The organism is Streptomyces monticola (assembly GCF_042665355.1).
Classification (GTDB): domain Bacteria; phylum Actinomycetota; class Actinomycetes; order Streptomycetales; family Streptomycetaceae; genus Streptomyces; species Streptomyces monticola.
In genome coordinates this window covers 59,255-74,615 of record NZ_JBHTCF010000012.1, presented here as the reverse complement: position 1 = coordinate 74,615, position 15,361 = coordinate 59,255, and the positions used below count along the sequence as shown (strand labels likewise).

Here is a 15,361-nt window from a genome sequence, read left to right as displayed (position 1 = left end):
GCTGCGCTCACTGTTCCTCCCGTACGTCGTTCTTGTGCGTAAGGGGGAGTGCGTCACTACTCGCCTGCGGGCTGTGTCGGCGCAGGTGGCGTGGTGTTCTGCCATACTGCGGCCATCCCGTGGCAGTTGGAGACTAGGGCGCAATTTGAATAATAGTCAACAGCGTGGCGGCACCGAACGTTCCCAGGTGCGGCGCGCCGAACTCATCGCCATTGGCCGGAAGTTGTTCGCCGATACCTCCTATGACGCGCTGTCGATGGATGACATCGCCCGGCAGGCGGGTGTGGCCAAGGGGCTCATCTACTACTACTTCAAGTCCAAACGCGGCTACTACCTGGCCATCGTCGAGGACTCCGTCGCCGGGCTCGTCGCGCGCGCGGGCAGTGACACCGAACTGCCGCGCGCCGAGCGGGTGCACCGCACCGTCGACGGCTATCTGCGCTACGCCGAGCACCACCAGGCCGCGTACCGCGCCATCGTGACCGGCGGCGTCGGCTTCGACTCGCAGGTCCTGGCGATCCGGGACGCGGTCCGCGAGGAGCTGCTCGGCGCCATCGCGGAGGGCGCGTACGGCCACCGCGAGATCCCGGCCCTCGCTCGTCTCGCCCTGATCGGCTGGATGAGCGGCGTGGAGGGCATCACCCTCGACTGGCTCGGCCGCAAGGAGCCGGACCGTGACACCGTGCGCGAACTCCTCGTCCGCACCCTGGGCAACACCCTGCGCACCATCGAGGAGTTCACCCCGGAGTACCCGGCGCCCGTGACGTGACGAGGGTGCTGCCGTCTGGTCGCGCGAGGAAGCGGGGCACGGAAAGGGGCGGGAAGTCATCCGACTGCCCGCCCCAACGCACGTACGACAATGGCTAGTTGATCGACTTGATCAGCTCGCCGTCCGCCGTGTCACCGCTGAGCTCCCAGAAGAACGTGCCGCCGAGCCCCTGCGCGTTCTTGTAGTCCATCTTGCCCGCGAGGGTCTGCGGGGTGTCGTAGCTCCACCAGTTGTTGCCGCAGTGGGCGTACGCGGTGCCGCCGACCGTGCCGTTGGCCGGGCACTTCGACTTGAGTTCCTTGTAGTCGTCGATGCCCTGCTCGTACTTGCCCGCTGCCGGACCCGTGGCCGTGCCGCCCGGCTCCTTCTGCGTGACGCCGGTCCAGCCGCGCCCGTAGAAGCCGACGCCGAGCAGCAGCTTGTCGGCCGGTACGCCGAGACCCTTGAGCTTGGCGATCGTGGCCTCGGAGTTCCAGGTGTCCTTGGGGATGCCGTCGTACTTGCCGAGCGGCGAGTGCGGGGCGGTCGGCCCCTTGGCGTCCCAGGCGCCGAAGTAGTCGTACGTCATCGGGTTGTACCAGTCGACGTACTGGGCCGCCCCGGCGTAGTCCGCGGCGTCTATCTTGCCGCCGTCGCTGGCGTCGGCCGGGATGGCGGCGGTGACCAGCTTGTCGCCGAACTTGCCGCGCATGGCGGCCATCACGTTCTTGTACGCCTCGCGCCCGCTGGTGTCACAGCTCAGACCACAGGCGTTGGGGTACTCCCAGTCGATGTCGATCCCGTCGAAGACATCCGCCCAGCGCGGGTCCTCCACCAGGTCGAGGCAGGACTGCGCGAAGGCCTCCGGGTTCTTGGCGGCCTCGGTGAAGCCGCCCGACCAGGTCCAGCCGCCGAAGGACCACAGCACCTTGAGGTCCGGGTGCAGCTTCTTCAGCTTGCGCAGCTGGTTGAAGTTGCCCCGCAGGGGCTGGTCCCAGGTGTCGGCGACCCCGTCCACCGCCTGGTCGGCGGTGTACGCCTTGTCGGTCGCGGCGAAGGCGTCGCCCATCGTGCACTTGCCGCCCTGGACGTTGCCGAAGGCGTAGTTGATATGCGTGAGCTTCCCGGCGGAGCCGGAGGTCTCGATGTTCTTGACGTGGTAGTTGCGGTCGTAGACACCCCATTCGGTGAAGTAGCCGACAACTTTCGATCCTGCGGCGGCCTTCTCGGTGGGGGACTGGCCGGCCGCGCCCGCGGAGTGCGCTCCGGCGAGCAGGCCACCGCCTAGTACGGCGCAACACGCCGCGGCGAGCAGCGCCCGGGTCCGGGCGCGGGGGCGGTGCGGTCTGAGCATCGTGTCTCCTCGTGGGGGAGGGAGAGGGGGGAAGTGCTGCTGACCTTGCGCGGTGCCCCGGGTTCGCCGTGCCTGTCACCGGCGCGGGACCCCGGTCATGGGTTGACATGAACGCGGTGAGACGTTCGCCGGAACAGTAGAGGACTAGACCAGTGCGGTCAATGGTTCGGACCAATTCTCAAGCGCTCTGAGCGGCTGTTCCGCACCCCTGTGGCGGTCGCCCGACGGCAACCGGGATGGTGTACTCCGAATAAGTGAAGTGAACGGTCGTGAACCTGATGACGTGCGGCCTCCGATCGGGCATACTCGGCGCCAACAGCCGCTGGTCGACCGTTGTTCGAGACCCGACGAGGCCACCGGCGGCCTGTTGTCAGTCTTCGGCGGCGCCGCCCGACCCGAGAGCGTTCGCCGCGCCGACAAGGAGGAGAGCCCCCCATGCCGGAGCATGCGCCGCACCAGCCGGTGGAGCGTCAGCTGCCCACCGAAGAGGCCCGTGATCTCTTCGTCCTGGTCCGTGAGCTCGTCAAGCGCGAGGTCACCCCCAGGGCCGCGGAGGAGGAGGACGCCGGCCGCTTCCCGCGCGAGGTCTTCTCCCTGCTCTCGGAGTCCGGCCTGCTCGGCCTCCCCTATGACGCGGAGTTCGACGGCGGCGACCAGCCGTACGAGGTCTATCTGCAGGTACTCGAAGAGCTCGCGGCCGCCCGCCTCACGGTGGGCCTCGGCGTCAGCGTGCACTCCCTGGCCTGTCACGCCCTCGCCGGTTACGGCACCAAGGAGCAGCAGGCCGAGTTCCTGCCCGCGATGCTCGGCGGCGGCCTGCTCGGCGGATACTGCCTCTCCGAGCCCTCCTCGGGATCCGACGCGGCATCCCTGCGGACGAAGGCCGAGCGCGACGGCGACCACTGGGTGCTCACCGGTACCAAGGCGTGGATCACCCATGGCGGCGTCGCCGACTTCTACACCGTCCTGGCCCGCACCGGCGGCGAGGGCGCCAAGGGCATCTCGGCCTTCCTGGTGCCGGGTGACGCGGAGGGTCTGAGCGCCGCCGTGCCGGAGCGGAAGATGGGCCTCAAGGGGTCCCCGACCGCCCAGCTGCACTTCGACGGCGTCCGTATCCCCGACGCCCGGCGTATCGGCGAGGAGGGCCAGGGCTTCGCCATCGCCCTGTCCGCCCTCGACTCGGGGCGCCTCGGCATCGCGGCCTGCGCGATCGGCGTGGCCCAGGCGGCCCTGGACGAAGCGGTGGCCTATGCCGCCGAGCGCCGTCAGTTCGGCCGTCCGATCGCCGACTTCCAGGGCCTGCGCTTCATGCTCGCCGACATGGCCACCCAGATCGAGGCGGGCCGGGCGCTGTATCTGGAGGCGGCGCGGCTGCGCGACGCCGGGCGGCCCTTCTCGCGGCAGGCCGCGATGGCCAAGCTGTTCTGCACGGACACGGCGATGCGGGTCACCACGGACGCGGTGCAGGTGCTCGGCGGTTACGGATACACGCTCGACTTCCCCGTGGAGCGCCTGATGCGCGAGGCGAAGGTGCTGCAGATCGTGGAGGGCACCAACCAGATCCAGCGCATGGTGATCGCCCGCCATCTGATCGGGCCCGAGAGCCGCTGACCACCGGGGGCGTGCCGGGGCGTGGCGGCGCCCCCGGTGGTCACCTGACGCCCGCCCCCGCGCGCGACTCGAGCCCTGAAACGCCGTGCGCCGGACGGTAGTTGAACGGCGTGGTCGAGCCGAACTGGCCGGTGCGGACGGTGGGCGCCGCGAGCCTCGCCCACTCCGGGTCACGACTGCCCGGCAGCGTCATGCCGCGAGCCGCCCAGTGGTGCACCAGCGCGCGGTAGATGGGCGGGTCGGAAGGGGTGGCGGGGGCGGCGGAGCGTCCGTTGTCGGCCTGGCGAACCGACTGCTGAACCGATTCTTCGGGGGCGGGAACGTAGAGCGTGCGTCGGCGCCTGCCGATCGCTTCATGCAAGGCGGTCATACCCGGACAACGCTGCATATGCCCCTGGGGTTACCGCCACCGGGATTCGCGCGTGCGTTCACGGCCGTCGCGCCGGGCGCGCGCTGCGGCAGGGGCTGACACGAGTATGGCCACCCGCACAGAAACTGACGTACCGTCATCTCTCGCCGCCCGGGGGCCCGCATCCCTCCGCGCGCCCCCAACTGCCGTGTGCCCAGGGAGGTGTGCCGTGGCCGACGACCGCCCGGTGCCGCTCGACGAATACCCCATCCACCAGGTCCCGCTGTCGATGAAGCATGTCGCGACCGGTGACCGCAACGCCTACGACCGCTGCATCTTCCATGTCTTCGACCACGAGGGCCGGGCCCTGCTCATCCTCGGCCTCGGGGTGTACCCCAACGCCGGGGTGATCGACGCCTACGCCACCTTGCGGGTCGGTGACACCCTGCACGCCGTACGCGCATCGGACGCCCTCGGCGACGACCGGATGAACAATCTCGCCGTAGGCCCGCTGCGTATCACCGTCGAACAGCCCCTGAAGAAGATCCGCCTTCAGTGCGCGCCGGAGGGCCCCGACTCCCTTGCGTACGACATCACTTGGAGCGCCGACTTCCCGGCCGTGTGGGAGCCCCACCACGTCCAGCGGCGCGGTGACCGGCTCACCCTGGAGGGCCGCCGCTTCGTGCAGGCGGGCAGTGTGCGCGGCACGATCCACATCGGCGGCGAGGATATCGCCGTGGGCCCGGGGGAGTGGACGGCGACCCGGGACCGCAGCTGGGGTGTGCGGCCGATCCCGGGCGAGGAGGGCGGCCGGGGCGCCGAGGAGCACCGGCCCGAGGGCTTCCACTGGCTCTGGGTGCCGGTCCGCTTCGACGACCGTTTCGTGATGGTGATCGCGCAGGAGGACGCCGACGGCCACCGCACCCTGAACGAGGCATTGCTCGTACGCAACGGCGAACGCGATATCCAGCTCGGCTGGCCGCACACCGACATCCGCTACCGCTCCGGCACCCGGCACCCCGAGAGCGCCGTCATCCATCTGACCGACCCCGCCCGCAAGCCACTTGAGCTGGGTGTGCGGGTGCTCGCCTCGTCACCGCTCGCCGTCGGCGCCGGATACCCGCCGGCCGACGACTGGCAGCACGGCACCTGGCGCGGCCGCGGCTGGACCGACCGGCGCGCCTACGATCTCTCCGACCCGTCGGCCCATCCCCTGGCCGCCTACGGGGTGACCGACCACGCCGCCCGCTTCACGCTCGACGGGCAGGTCGGGTACGGGATCTTCGAGCACGGCAGCTTCGGCCGCCACGACCCGAGCGGCTTCACGGCCTTCGACTCGGTCGCCCCCTGAACGGCACGCTTTCAACCTTCCCGCCCGCGAAGGGAGTTCGACGATGGCCACGGCACCACGTCCGCGTACCAGCACCCGCGACCCGGAGGAGCTCGCCCGCCGCCTCACCGCCTGGCTCGGCACCCGGCTGCCCGGCGCCAAGGCGACCGGGGTGACCGTGCCCGAGTCCAACGGCATGTCGAGCGAGACCCTGCTCTTCGACATCGAGCACCCCGAACCGCCCCTGCGGGCCTGTGCGTTGCGGGTGGCCGCCGACCCGGACGCGTACACGATCTTCCCCGTCTACGACATGAGGCGGCAGTACGACACCATGCGCCTGGTCGCCGAACACACCGCACTTCCGGTGCCGCGCGTGCTGTGGCTCGAGGAGGACCCGGGACCGCTCGGCGCGCCGTTCTTCGTGATGGAACGCAAAGAGGGCAGGGTGCCGCCGGACGTCATGCCCTATACGTACGAGGGTAATTGGCTGCACGCCGCGAGCGACGCGGAGCGGGCCGCACTCGAGGACGCCACCGTGCGGATCGTCGCCGAACTGCACGACCGCTGCCCCGTCGAGCAGGCCGGTTTCCTCGCCCTGCCGGGCGAGGGCAGCGCGCTGCACCGGCACGTCGAGTCCCAACGCGCCTACTACGCCTGGGTGGTGGACGGGCGACCGCGCTCGCCGCTGATCGAGAGCGCCTTCGACCGGCTCATGGAGCTATGGCCGCAGGACGAAGGTGACGCGGTCCTCAACTGGGGCGACGCCCGTATCGGCAACATCATCTACGACGGGTTCACCCCCGCGGCCGTGCTCGACTGGGAGATGGCGGCGCTCGCCCCGCGCGAGGTCGACCTCGGCTGGACGGTCTATCTGCACCGCTTCTTCCAGGACTTGACGGTGAGTTTCGGCCAGCCGGGGCTGCCCGAATTCCTGCGCCGCGACCGCATCGAGTCCCGCTACGCGGAGCTGACCGGGCACACCCCGCGCGCCATGGACTTCTACGTCCTGTACGCCGCACTCAGGCAGGCCATCGTGATGCTCCGGGTCGCTTACCGGCAGGTGCACTTCGGTGAGGCCGTCGTGCCCGATGACCCGGACAAGCTGATCCTGCACCACGCCAGTCTTGCGGCCATGGTGCAGGGCGACTACGGGAGTTGACGGACTGTCGGCGCGCGGGCGGCGCGGTACGGCTACGCGGCCTTCATGGGCCGCGAGCCCGGCCCGCCCACGTGCGAGAAGGGCTGTGTGCGCCAGTCGAGCCCCTGAGGGAGCGTCAGGAGCAGGGCGGTGTCCTGCTCCTGGGCCTCCAGGCTGTCGTCGGCGGGACGGGCGTCGGCCGCCTCGCGACCGGTCCCCGAGCAGACCTGAAGTCCGAACGGGTTCCAGGGAGTCGGGCACAGGGCGTGCTCGGGCAGGACGTCCTCATCGGCCAGAAGCGCGATGGGCTGAGCGCAGTCCGGGCAGATCACCCGGTACATCTCGAAGGTGTCGTACGCGTCCGACTCGTCGTCCACGAAGCCGGGTTCGACGCCCTCCGGAGCGGGCGCGGTGTTCTCGGCAGCCTGCTGCTGACGGTTCCGGGCGGTGCGGCCAGGGCGCTTCACACTCTGCATGGGACTCTCCCCCTTGATGGGCCGGCCGGGCGCTGCGGCCTCGGCCAAAGCAAGCATTTCCCGCCTCGTCCCGCGGGTAATCGCGCTCAACCGCCGGACCCGGCCGCAAACCTGTGGCGTTGGTCACATGCCCGCCGCAGATGCCGCTCCCCACACGCAGCCGGCAACCGTCAGAGACCGCCCGCCACGGCCGCGTACTGCTCGGCACAGAACCCGATGAAGACAACGCATGCCCCGAAGAGGGTGAGCATCGCGATGAGCGCCACACGCTCCATAGGTCGTTCACTTCCCACGCCCGGCCGTCCCCGGCCCGCTCAGGTCCCGTCGCCGGAACCACCGACTCCACCATCGTCCGTTCGTGCCGGACGCGCGGGTACGGCCGTTCGGCCCCGGACTGCCGGGACCGGTCGGGGACCTTCGTCCGGCAGCCGCCCGGGTGTCACGGGGGATCACGGCCCTGTAGGTTCGACGCCATGGAGGAGCTCGACCGTCAGATCGTGCAGCTGCTCGTCAAGGACGGGCGGATGAGCTACACCGACCTGGGCAAGGCCACGGGCCTGTCCACGTCAGCCGTGCACCAGCGGGTGCGCCGGCTCGAGCAGCGCGGTGTCATCCGTGGCTACGCGGCCGTGGTCGACCCCGAAGCGGTGGGCCTTCCGCTCACGGCGTTCATCTCGGTGAAGCCGTTCGACCCGAGCGCCCCCGACGACATCGCCGAACGCCTGGCCGGGGTCCCGGAGATCGAGGCCTGTCACAGCGTCGCCGGCGACGAGAACTACATCCTCAAGGTCCGTGTCGCCACCCCGCTCGAACTCGAGGACCTGCTCAGCCGCCTGCGCTCCCTCGCCGGCGTCTCCACCCGCACGACAGTGGTGCTCTCCACGCCGTACGAGGCACGGCCGCCCCGAGTCTGACCACGGCCGGGTCCCTCGCGTCGGCGGCGGCCCGCGACCCCACGCGCGGAGCACAGGGCCGCAGGCGCGAGACTGGTCCCCATGAGCGAGCGCACCACCACCTCGGCCGCCGAGGGCGGCCACAGCACCGTCCTCCTTCGCGGCGGCGACATCCACAGCCCCGCCGACCCCTTCGCCACCGCGATGGTCGTCGAGCGCGGCCATATCGCCTGGGTCGGCTCCGAGGGCGCCGCCGACGCCTTCGCGAGCGGCGTCGAAGAGGTGGTGGACCTCGAAGGGGCCCTCGTCACCCCGGCGTTCACCGACGCCCACGTGCACACCACCGCGACCGGCCTCGCCCTTTCCGGGCTCGACCTGACCGGCGCCCGTGGCCTCGCCGACGCCCTCGCTCTCGTCCGCGCCCACGCCGCCGCCCACCCCGGCGACCGGGTCCTCATCGGACACGGCTGGGACGCCGCCCGCTGGGCCGAGCGCCGCCCGCCGTCCCGCGCGGAGCTGGACGAGGCCACCGGCGGCCGCCCGCTGTACCTCACCCGGATCGACGTCCACTCCGCCGTCGTCACCACCGCGCTGCTCGACCTCGTACCCGGCATCACCGCACTCCCCGGCTACGACGGCGACGCCCCCCTCACCAAGGACGCCCACCACGCCGTGCGCGCCGCCGCCCAGGGCGCGGTCGGTGCCGCCCAGCGCACCACCGCCCAGCGCGCCGCCCTGCGCCACGCCGCCTCTCTCGGCATCGGCTCCGTGCACGAGTGCGCGGGCCCCGAGATCTCCTCCGAGGACGACCTCACCGGCCTGCTCGCCCTGGCCGCCGAGGAGCCGGGCCCGCGCGTCTTCGGCTACTGGGCGGAGCAGGTGTCATCGGCCGCGGACGCCGACCGCGTCCGCGCCCTCGGCGCGGCCGGCGCCGCGGGCGACCTCTTCGTCGACGGCGCCCTCGGCTCGCACACCGCCTGCCTGCACGAGCCGTACGCCGACGCCCCGCACTCCGGCACCGCCTACCTCGACGCGGCCGCCGTGGCCGCGCACGTCACGGCATGCACGGAAGCCGGCCTCCAGGCCGGCTTCCACGCCATCGGCGACGCGGCCGTCACCGCGGTCGTCGAGGGCATCCGCGCCGCCGCGGAGAAGACCGGCCTCGACCGGGTCCGCGCCGCCCGCCACCGCGTCGAGCACGCCGAGATGCTGACCCCCGAGACCATCGCCGCCTTCGCCGAACTCGGCCTCACCGCCTCCGTGCAGCCCGCCTTCGACGCGCTGTGGGGCGGCGAGGACGGCATGTACGCGGACCGCCTCGGCGCCGAGCGGGCCCGCACCCTCAACCCCTATGCCGCGCTGCTCCGTTCAGGTGTGCCCCTGGCCTTCGGCTCCGACAGCCCGGTCACCCCGCTCGACCCGTGGGGGACCGTGCGGGCGGCCGCCTTCCACCGCACGCCCGAGCACCGGGTGTCGGTGCGCGCCGCGTTCACCGCCCACACGCGCGGCGGCTGGCGGGCCGTCGGCCGCGACGACGCCGGTGTGCTCGTACCGGGCGCCCCGGCGGACTACGCCGTATGGCGCGCCGACGACCTCGTGGTGCAGGCGCCCGACGACCGCGTGGCCCGCTGGTCCACCGACCCGCGCTCCGGCACCCCCGGCCTTCCCGACCTGACGCCCGGCGCCGAACTCCCGGTCTGTCTGCGGACCGTGGTGGCGGGTCAGGAGGTGTTCGTACGGCCGGGCGGGTGATGTCCCGGAGTGCCGCGACGCCGTTCGAAGCGCGAGGCGCGGTCGCACGACCTGCGTATCCTCCGCGCTGAACTGGCGATTTGGGGAAACGCCGCAGGTCAAACGACTGTTGACAGACGGCGGACCGGGACGGGTAGGTTCGGCCGGGTCCACCACAGGACGTCCGACCGGGAAACCGCCGCGCAGTCGTCGAACGCCACTGGGCCATGGGGTGGTGTGCCGCACCGGTTCACCGCCACTGGGAGCCAGGTCCAGTGCCCGCGCCTCGGGGGCGATGGCAGGTCCCGCCCGGTCGGCAGGTGTGACCCGGGTGGGGCCCGGACGCTCAGTAGACAACGGCTTTCGGTCGACCCGCAGCCAGCGGGTCCCAGGTCGGCCCGAAGGGCGCCGGGCCCCGATCCGTAGTTCCCCTCCCGCCTGTCTCCGACGACACCCGCCCCTGCACCTGCAGCTCGTGACGGTGCGCGCACTATGGTGGAGCATCTGCGTACGGACTTAAGGGGCAGCAGTGAAGGACGGCGGTCAGCGGCAGTACGGCCCGCTCGGCACAGCGTTGGTGATCATCCCGACGTTCAACGAGGCCGAGAACATCAAGCCGATCGTGGGCCGGGTACGGGCCGCCGTGCCCGATGCACACATCCTGGTCGCCGACGACAACAGCCCCGACGGCACCGGAAAGCTCGCCGACGAACTGGCCGCGGAGGACGACCACGTCCAAGTCCTGCACCGCAAGGGCAAAGAGGGCCTGGGCGCCGCCTACCTCGCCGGTTTCCGCTGGGGCATCGAGCACGGCTACGGCGTCCTGGTCGAGATGGACGCCGACGGCTCGCACAAGCCGGAGGAGCTGCCCCGTCTTCTGACCGCCCTCAAGGGCGCGGATCTGGTGCTCGGTTCGCGCTGGGTGCCGGGCGGACGGGTCGTCAACTGGCCCAAGTCGCGCGAGATGATCTCCCGCGGCGGCAGCATGTACTCGCGCCTGCTGCTCGATGTACCGATCCGCGATGTCACCGGCGGCTTCCGCGCCTTCCGCGCGGAGACCCTGGAGGGACTCGGCCTCGACGAGGTCGCCTCGCAGGGCTACTGCTTCCAGGTCGACCTCGCGCGCCGTGCCGTGAAGGCCGGATTCCATGTCGTCGAGGTGCCCATCACTTTCGTGGAGCGCGAACTCGGCGACTCCAAGATGAGCCGGGACATCCTCGTCGAGGCGCTGTGGCGGGTCACGGCCTGGGGTGTGGGCGAGCGGGCGGGCAAGGCGGCCGGGAAGGTGCTCGGCCGCAAGCGGTCCTGACGGCCCTCTTATGCGGCCCCCACACGGTGTTCGGCACACTGGGGGTATGACGACCGGCTCTCCTCCGCCCCTCCGTCCGGCCCGCCGCTCGCGGCTGCGCAGGTTTCTGCCCCTCGGCATCGCCGCGTGGCTGGTCCTTGAGATCTGGCTGCTCACCGTGGTCGCGAAGGCCGCGGGCGGGCTCACCGTCTTTCTGCTTCTGGTGGCCGGCGTCGTGCTCGGCGCCGTCGTCATCAAGCGCGCGGGCCGCCGCGCCTTCCAGGGCCTGAGCGAGCAGCTGCAGCAGGCACAGCAGGGCGTGATGCCCGAGCGGAGCGAGCGCAGCGGTGGGAACGCGCTGACGATGCTGGGCGGCCTGCTCCTGATGATGCCCGGCCTGATCTCCGACTTCCTCGGGTTGCTGTGTCTGCTGCCGCCCGTGCGCAACGCCGTCAGCCGCAGCGCCGAGAAGTCCTTCGAGCGCCGGGTGCGCGAGGCCGGGCCCGGCACCTTCGAGAACGCCTTCCAGCAGGCCCGTATCCACCGCCCCGACGGCAAGGTCGTGCAGGGCGAGGTCATCAGGGAGGACATGCCTCCGCGGCCCGACGAGCGGCGCGAGGACGGCCCCTGGCCGCCGATCACCGGCTGAGGGCTCCCCACGGACGACCGAAGGCGCCCAGGCCGCTGAGCGGCGCCCTGGGTGCCTTCTTGCTGTCACGGGGGACTGCCGGGGCCGGGGGAGAGGGCGAGGGGTAGGAGGAGAGGGATTTCGTGGATGCCGCCGCCCCCGTACGGCGGGCAGATGTCACCGACCCGCGGCGGGCCCGCGGCGGGCATGACGAAGAGCCGTGGGGCGGCAGCACAACTCTGTGCTGCCGCCCCACGGCTCTTGCAGTAGTTCGCCGTTGAATACGCGGAGTTACGCGGACTTGCGGCTGCTGTCGCGCGGATGCACGGCAATGTTCATGGCACCGGAGCGCAGGACGGCCAGGCGTTCGGCCAGGACTTCCTCCAGCTCCTCGCGGGTGCGCCGCTCCATGAGCATGTCCCAGTGCGTACGCGCGGGCTTGCCCTTCTTCTCTTCGGGCCCGTCGCCGTCCACCAGAAGTGCTTGGGCCCCGCAGACCTTGCACTCCCACTCCGGCGGAATTTCCGCCTCTACCGAGAACGGCATCTCAAATCGATGTCCGTTCTGGCATGCGTACTCCACGGCCTGGCGTGGGGCCAGGTCGATGCCGCGGTCGGTCTCGTAGCTGGTCACCACGAGGCGCGTGCCGCGAAGAGCTCGCTCACTCATGAATCGTGCCTCCCGGGCTTGTCGCCCACAGGACAGGTGTCGCTGTCGTCGTCATCCGGTCAACGTCCGGTCGGCGGTAAAGATTCCCGTTCTGGGTCATGCGTCGCCGTCGTAGCCGCCCCTTGTTGTACCCACCGGCGCCCGCTTTGTCACATCTGACAGGAGATGTCACCCAGCGTTGTTCGTTCTTTAGCACGCAGGAACGGTCCGCCTGGCAGGCCAAAGGCGTACACTACCGGCCTTTGGCCCCTGGGGCTAAATCCGGTCCGGCACGGGATTGCCCGCGGCGCGTACGGCGCGGCGTACCGGCACCCGCGCGAGCAGCGCGAAACCGAGGACGAAGAAGGCCACCAGGGAGATGATCGCGTCCCGGTAGCTGCCCGTCAGCTGGTAGGTGAGGCCGAACACCAGGGGCCCCAGCCAGCTCATGCCCCGGTCGCTGACCTCGTATGCGGAGAAGTACTCGGCCTCCTTGCCGCGCGGGACCAGGTGCGAGAACAGCGAGCGGGACAGTGCCTGCGTGCCGCCGAGTACCAGGCCGATGCCGACGGCGAGGACGAAGAACCAGACGGGTGCACCCGCGGGCAGGAAGTATCCGGCTCCGATCGTCAGAGTCCAGGCCACGAGTGAACCGAGAATCGTTCTCTTGGCCCCGTACACCCGCGCCAGACGGCCCATGCCGAGCGCGCCGGCCACAGCGAGCAGCTGGACCAGGAGCACGGCCACGATCAGTGTCGTCTGGTCGAGTCCGAGTTCCTCGGAGCCGTACACCGATGCCTGTGAGATCACCGTCTGCACGCCGTCGTTGTAGACGAGATACGCGAGCAGGAAGGCGAGGGTGAGCGGGTGGCGGCGCATGTCGCGCAGCGTCGCGAGGAGCTGGCGCCAGCCGCCCAGGGCCCGGGCGCCGTCATCGGCGGGCGCCCGGCGGTCGCGAAGGCGGCGCAGCGGCACCAGCGTGAAGGCGCCCCACCACAGCCCCGCCGAGGCCAGACAGATGCGTACGGCCATCGCCTCGGAGAGGCCGAAGGAGTCGTGCGCGCTGTAGAGGACGAGGTTCAGGACGAGGACCAGGGCGCCCGAGGCGTATCCGAAGGCCCAGCCGCGCGAGGAGACCGCGTCGCGCTCGTCGGGCTCGGAGATCTGCGGCAGATAGGCGTTGTAGAGCGCCATCGAGACGGCGAGCGAGGCGTTGGCGACCACCAGGAGGAGGCCGCCGAGGAGATAGCGGTCGCCGTCCAGGAAGAACATGCCGGCCGTCGCGCCCGCGCCCACATAGGCGGCGGTCGCGAGCAGCGGCTTCTTGCGGCCGCTGCGGTCGGCGGCCGCACCCGCCAGGGGCATCACCAGGATCGCCACGATGATCGACAGCGAGACGGAGTACGCGAAGAACGAGCCGGCCCGGACCGGGATGCCCAGGGGGTGCACGAAGCCGTCGGGGCCCGCCGCCGACTTGGCGACCGAGGTCAGATACGGGCCCAGGAACACGGTGAGCACGCTCGTCGAGTAGACCGAGCACGCCCAGTCGTAGAAGTACCAGCCGCGCTGCTCGCGCCGCCGCTCCTGTGCCGCGGCCGTGGCCGTCGTCCGCACGGTGTCCGCGCCCACCCGAGTCCCCTTGCCGTCCCCGTAGACCGTGGAGCGCCGCTCGGGCGTGTCGTGCCCTACTCCCAGGCGCCGCGCTCCTTCAGGACGTCGATCAGCGTCCCGAGATGATCGGTCATGATGCCATCGACGCCGAGGTCCAGGAGGGCCGCCATCCGTTCGCGGTCGTTGACGGTCCACACGTGCACCTGGAGACCGAGGGCGTGCGCGGTGCGCACGAAGCGGTGGTCCACCACCCGCACCCCCGACTGGGTCTCGGGCACCTGGGCGCAGACCGCGGAGCGGCGCAGGGCGGCCCGGATTCCGTATGAGCGCAGGCGCAGGCCGAGGACGCCGCGGGTGCCGAGGGAGGTCGCGAGGCGCGGCCCGGCGAGCTGCTGTGCCCTGGCCACCCGGGCCTCGGAGAACGAGCCGACACAGACCCGGTCCCAGGCTCCGGTGCGGCGGATCAGCTCCACGAGCGGGACCAGGGCCGGCTCGGCCTTGATGTCGACGTTCCAGCGGGCCCCGGGGAACTCTTCGAGCAGCTCCTCGAAGAGGGGTACGGGTTCGCTGCCCGCCACGCGCGCGTGGCGCACGTCGGCCCACTTGAGGTCGCTGATCCTGCCGCCCGCGTCGGTGACCCGGTCGAGGGTCGCGTCGTGGAAGGCGGCGAGCTTGCCGTCGGCCGTGGCGTGGACGTCCGTCTCCAGGTAGCGGTAGCCGCAGTCCAGCGCGCGCCGGAAGGCCGAGGCCGTGTTCTCCAGGCCGTCGGCGGCGCCGCCCCGGTGGGCGAAGGCGATCGGCGCGGCCGTGTCGAGATACGGGTGGCGGGGTTGCTCTATGCCGGTGCTCACCGTCGCAGTATCGCCCGCTTCCGTGGCGCACCGGCGACCACCGTGCTGCCGCCGGCCGGCGCCGGAATGTCGAAGACGCGCAGGAAGATCTGGGCGAGGGGGCCGATGGCGAGGGCGTACGCGACGGTGCCGACGCCGACCGTGCCGCCCAGGGCGAAACCGGCCACGACCACGGCGACCTCGACGGCGGTGCGCATCAGCCGGATCGAGCGGCCGGTCACCTGGTGCAGACCCGTCATGAGGCCGTCGCGCGGTCCGGGGCCGAAGCGCGCGGAGATGTAGAGCCCGGTGGCGGCGCCGTTGAGCACGATGCCGGTGACGAGCAGCGCGATCCGTACCGCCGGGGAGTGGGCGTCGGGCACGAGCGCCAGGGTGCCGTCCATGGCGAGGCCCACCACGAACACATTGGAGACGGTGCCCAGCCCGGGGCGCTGCTTCAGCGGGATCCACACCAGGAGCACGGCCGCCCCGACGAAGATCGAGACGACCCCGATGGTCAGGCCGGTGCGCTCGGCCAGGCCCTGGTGGAGCACGTTCCAGGGTTCGAGACCGAGCCCGGAGCGTACGAGCAGCGCGGAGCTCGCGCCGTACAGCGCGAGACCGACGTACAACTGCACTACCCGGCGGGGCAGTTGAGCGCCTCGCGAGGTCCGGGATCCGGACAAGATCGTCCCCTTTGATGGTGGGAGACCGGCCTTTCGGCGG

15 protein-coding genes are annotated in these 15,361 nt (G+C 71.2%); 8 read left to right on the top strand and 7 right to left on the bottom strand.

What is annotated here, in order from left to right:
* The first annotated feature begins 145 nt into the window (after positions 1–145).
* Positions 146–769, top strand: a complete 624-nt coding sequence (locus ACFQVC_RS25750; RefSeq protein ID WP_381834853.1) for a TetR/AcrR family transcriptional regulator — start codon at positions 146–148, stop codon at positions 767–769.
* 94 nt (positions 770–863) lie between these two features.
* On the opposite strand, the gene ACFQVC_RS25745 is transcribed toward ACFQVC_RS25750, so the two are convergent.
* Complete coding sequence (locus tag ACFQVC_RS25745; RefSeq protein ID WP_381834852.1) at positions 864–2,102, bottom strand: glycoside hydrolase family 18 protein; 1,239 nt, start codon at positions 2,100–2,102, stop codon at positions 864–866.
* A gap of 435 nt (positions 2,103–2,537) precedes the next feature.
* Here ACFQVC_RS25745 and ACFQVC_RS25740 point away from each other — a divergent pair, with 435 nt between their 5' ends.
* Positions 2,538–3,713: an acyl-CoA dehydrogenase family protein gene (locus ACFQVC_RS25740; protein ID WP_381834850.1), complete on the top strand. Its 1,176-nt coding sequence runs from the start codon at positions 2,538–2,540 to the stop codon at positions 3,711–3,713.
* A 40-nt stretch (positions 3,714–3,753) separates the two neighbouring features.
* Here ACFQVC_RS25740 and ACFQVC_RS25735 read toward each other — a convergent pair whose 3' ends face one another.
* Positions 3,754–4,083, bottom strand: a complete 330-nt coding sequence (locus ACFQVC_RS25735; protein ID WP_381834849.1) for a hypothetical protein — start codon at positions 4,081–4,083, stop codon at positions 3,754–3,756.
* A 208-nt stretch (positions 4,084–4,291) separates the two neighbouring features.
* Here ACFQVC_RS25735 and ACFQVC_RS25730 point away from each other — a divergent pair, with 208 nt between their 5' ends.
* Positions 4,292–5,413, top strand: a complete 1,122-nt coding sequence (locus ACFQVC_RS25730; RefSeq protein ID WP_381834847.1) for an Rv3169 family protein — start codon at positions 4,292–4,294, stop codon at positions 5,411–5,413.
* Between the two features lie 43 nt (positions 5,414–5,456).
* Positions 5,457–6,551, top strand: a complete 1,095-nt coding sequence (locus ACFQVC_RS25725; protein ID WP_381834845.1) for a phosphotransferase family protein — start codon at positions 5,457–5,459, stop codon at positions 6,549–6,551.
* Positions 6,552–6,583: 32 nt separating this feature from the next.
* On the opposite strand, the gene ACFQVC_RS25720 is transcribed toward ACFQVC_RS25725, so the two are convergent.
* Positions 6,584–7,006 carry a hypothetical protein gene (locus ACFQVC_RS25720; protein ID WP_381834844.1) on the bottom strand — a complete coding sequence of 141 codons (423 nt, stop codon included), beginning with the start codon at positions 7,004–7,006 and terminating at the stop codon, positions 6,584–6,586.
* A gap of 473 nt (positions 7,007–7,479) precedes the next feature.
* Here ACFQVC_RS25720 and ACFQVC_RS25715 point away from each other — a divergent pair, with 473 nt between their 5' ends.
* The 4 genes from ACFQVC_RS25715 (at position 7,480) to fxsA (ending at position 11,567) form a co-directional block, all read left to right on the top strand.
* Positions 7,480–7,920, top strand: a complete 441-nt coding sequence (locus tag ACFQVC_RS25715) for an Lrp/AsnC family transcriptional regulator (protein WP_381834842.1) — start codon at positions 7,480–7,482, stop codon at positions 7,918–7,920.
* A gap of 81 nt (positions 7,921–8,001) precedes the next feature.
* Positions 8,002–9,651: an amidohydrolase gene (locus ACFQVC_RS25710; protein WP_381834840.1), complete on the top strand. Its 1,650-nt coding sequence runs from the start codon at positions 8,002–8,004 to the stop codon at positions 9,649–9,651.
* A gap of 508 nt (positions 9,652–10,159) precedes the next feature.
* The gene (locus tag ACFQVC_RS25705; RefSeq protein WP_381834838.1) at positions 10,160–10,939 is read left to right on the top strand and encodes a polyprenol monophosphomannose synthase; all 780 of its coding nucleotides are present in this window, start codon (positions 10,160–10,162) and stop codon (positions 10,937–10,939) included.
* A gap of 46 nt (positions 10,940–10,985) precedes the next feature.
* Positions 10,986–11,567, top strand: a complete 582-nt coding sequence (gene fxsA / locus ACFQVC_RS25700) for an FxsA family membrane protein (RefSeq protein ID WP_381834836.1) — start codon at positions 10,986–10,988, stop codon at positions 11,565–11,567.
* 270 nt (positions 11,568–11,837) lie between these two features.
* On the opposite strand, the gene ACFQVC_RS25695 is transcribed toward fxsA, so the two are convergent.
* The 4 genes from ACFQVC_RS25695 to yczE form a co-directional block, all read right to left on the bottom strand.
* Entirely contained in the window at positions 11,838–12,215 is a 378-nt protein-coding gene (locus ACFQVC_RS25695) for an RNA polymerase-binding protein RbpA (protein WP_119288540.1), read from the bottom strand.
* Between the two features lie 255 nt (positions 12,216–12,470).
* Entirely contained in the window at positions 12,471–13,823 is a 1,353-nt protein-coding gene (locus ACFQVC_RS25690; RefSeq protein ID WP_381834834.1) for an MFS transporter, read from the bottom strand.
* A 56-nt stretch (positions 13,824–13,879) separates the two neighbouring features.
* Positions 13,880–14,644, bottom strand: a complete 765-nt coding sequence (locus ACFQVC_RS25685) for a glycerophosphodiester phosphodiesterase family protein (protein ID WP_381835199.1) — start codon at positions 14,642–14,644, stop codon at positions 13,880–13,882.
* A gap of 8 nt (positions 14,645–14,652) precedes the next feature.
* Entirely contained in the window at positions 14,653–15,324 is a 672-nt protein-coding gene (gene yczE / locus ACFQVC_RS25680; RefSeq protein ID WP_381835197.1) for a membrane protein YczE, read from the bottom strand.
* Positions 15,325–15,361: the final 37 nt, after the last annotated feature.

Excerpts from the sequence above, each read along its gene's own strand:
- ACFQVC_RS25695 (WP_119288540.1), bottom strand. The coding sequence starts at position 12,215 with ATGAGTGAGCGAGCTCTTCGCGGCACGCGCCTCGTGGTGACCAGCTAC.
- ACFQVC_RS25720 (WP_381834844.1), bottom strand. The coding sequence starts at position 7,006 with ATGCAGAGTGTGAAGCGCCCTGGCCGCACCGCCCGGAACCGTCAGCAG.
- ACFQVC_RS25735 (WP_381834849.1), bottom strand. The coding sequence starts at position 4,083 with ATGACCGCCTTGCATGAAGCGATCGGCAGGCGCCGACGCACGCTCTAC.
- ACFQVC_RS25725 (WP_381834845.1), top strand. The coding sequence starts at position 5,457 with ATGGCCACGGCACCACGTCCGCGTACCAGCACCCGCGACCCGGAGGAG.
- fxsA (WP_381834836.1), top strand. The coding sequence starts at position 10,986 with ATGACGACCGGCTCTCCTCCGCCCCTCCGTCCGGCCCGCCGCTCGCGG.
- ACFQVC_RS25740 (WP_381834850.1), top strand. The coding sequence starts at position 2,538 with ATGCCGGAGCATGCGCCGCACCAGCCGGTGGAGCGTCAGCTGCCCACC.
- ACFQVC_RS25710 (WP_381834840.1), top strand. The coding sequence starts at position 8,002 with ATGAGCGAGCGCACCACCACCTCGGCCGCCGAGGGCGGCCACAGCACC.
- ACFQVC_RS25745 (WP_381834852.1), bottom strand. The coding sequence starts at position 2,102 with ATGCTCAGACCGCACCGCCCCCGCGCCCGGACCCGGGCGCTGCTCGCC.
- ACFQVC_RS25715 (WP_381834842.1), top strand. The coding sequence starts at position 7,480 with ATGGAGGAGCTCGACCGTCAGATCGTGCAGCTGCTCGTCAAGGACGGG.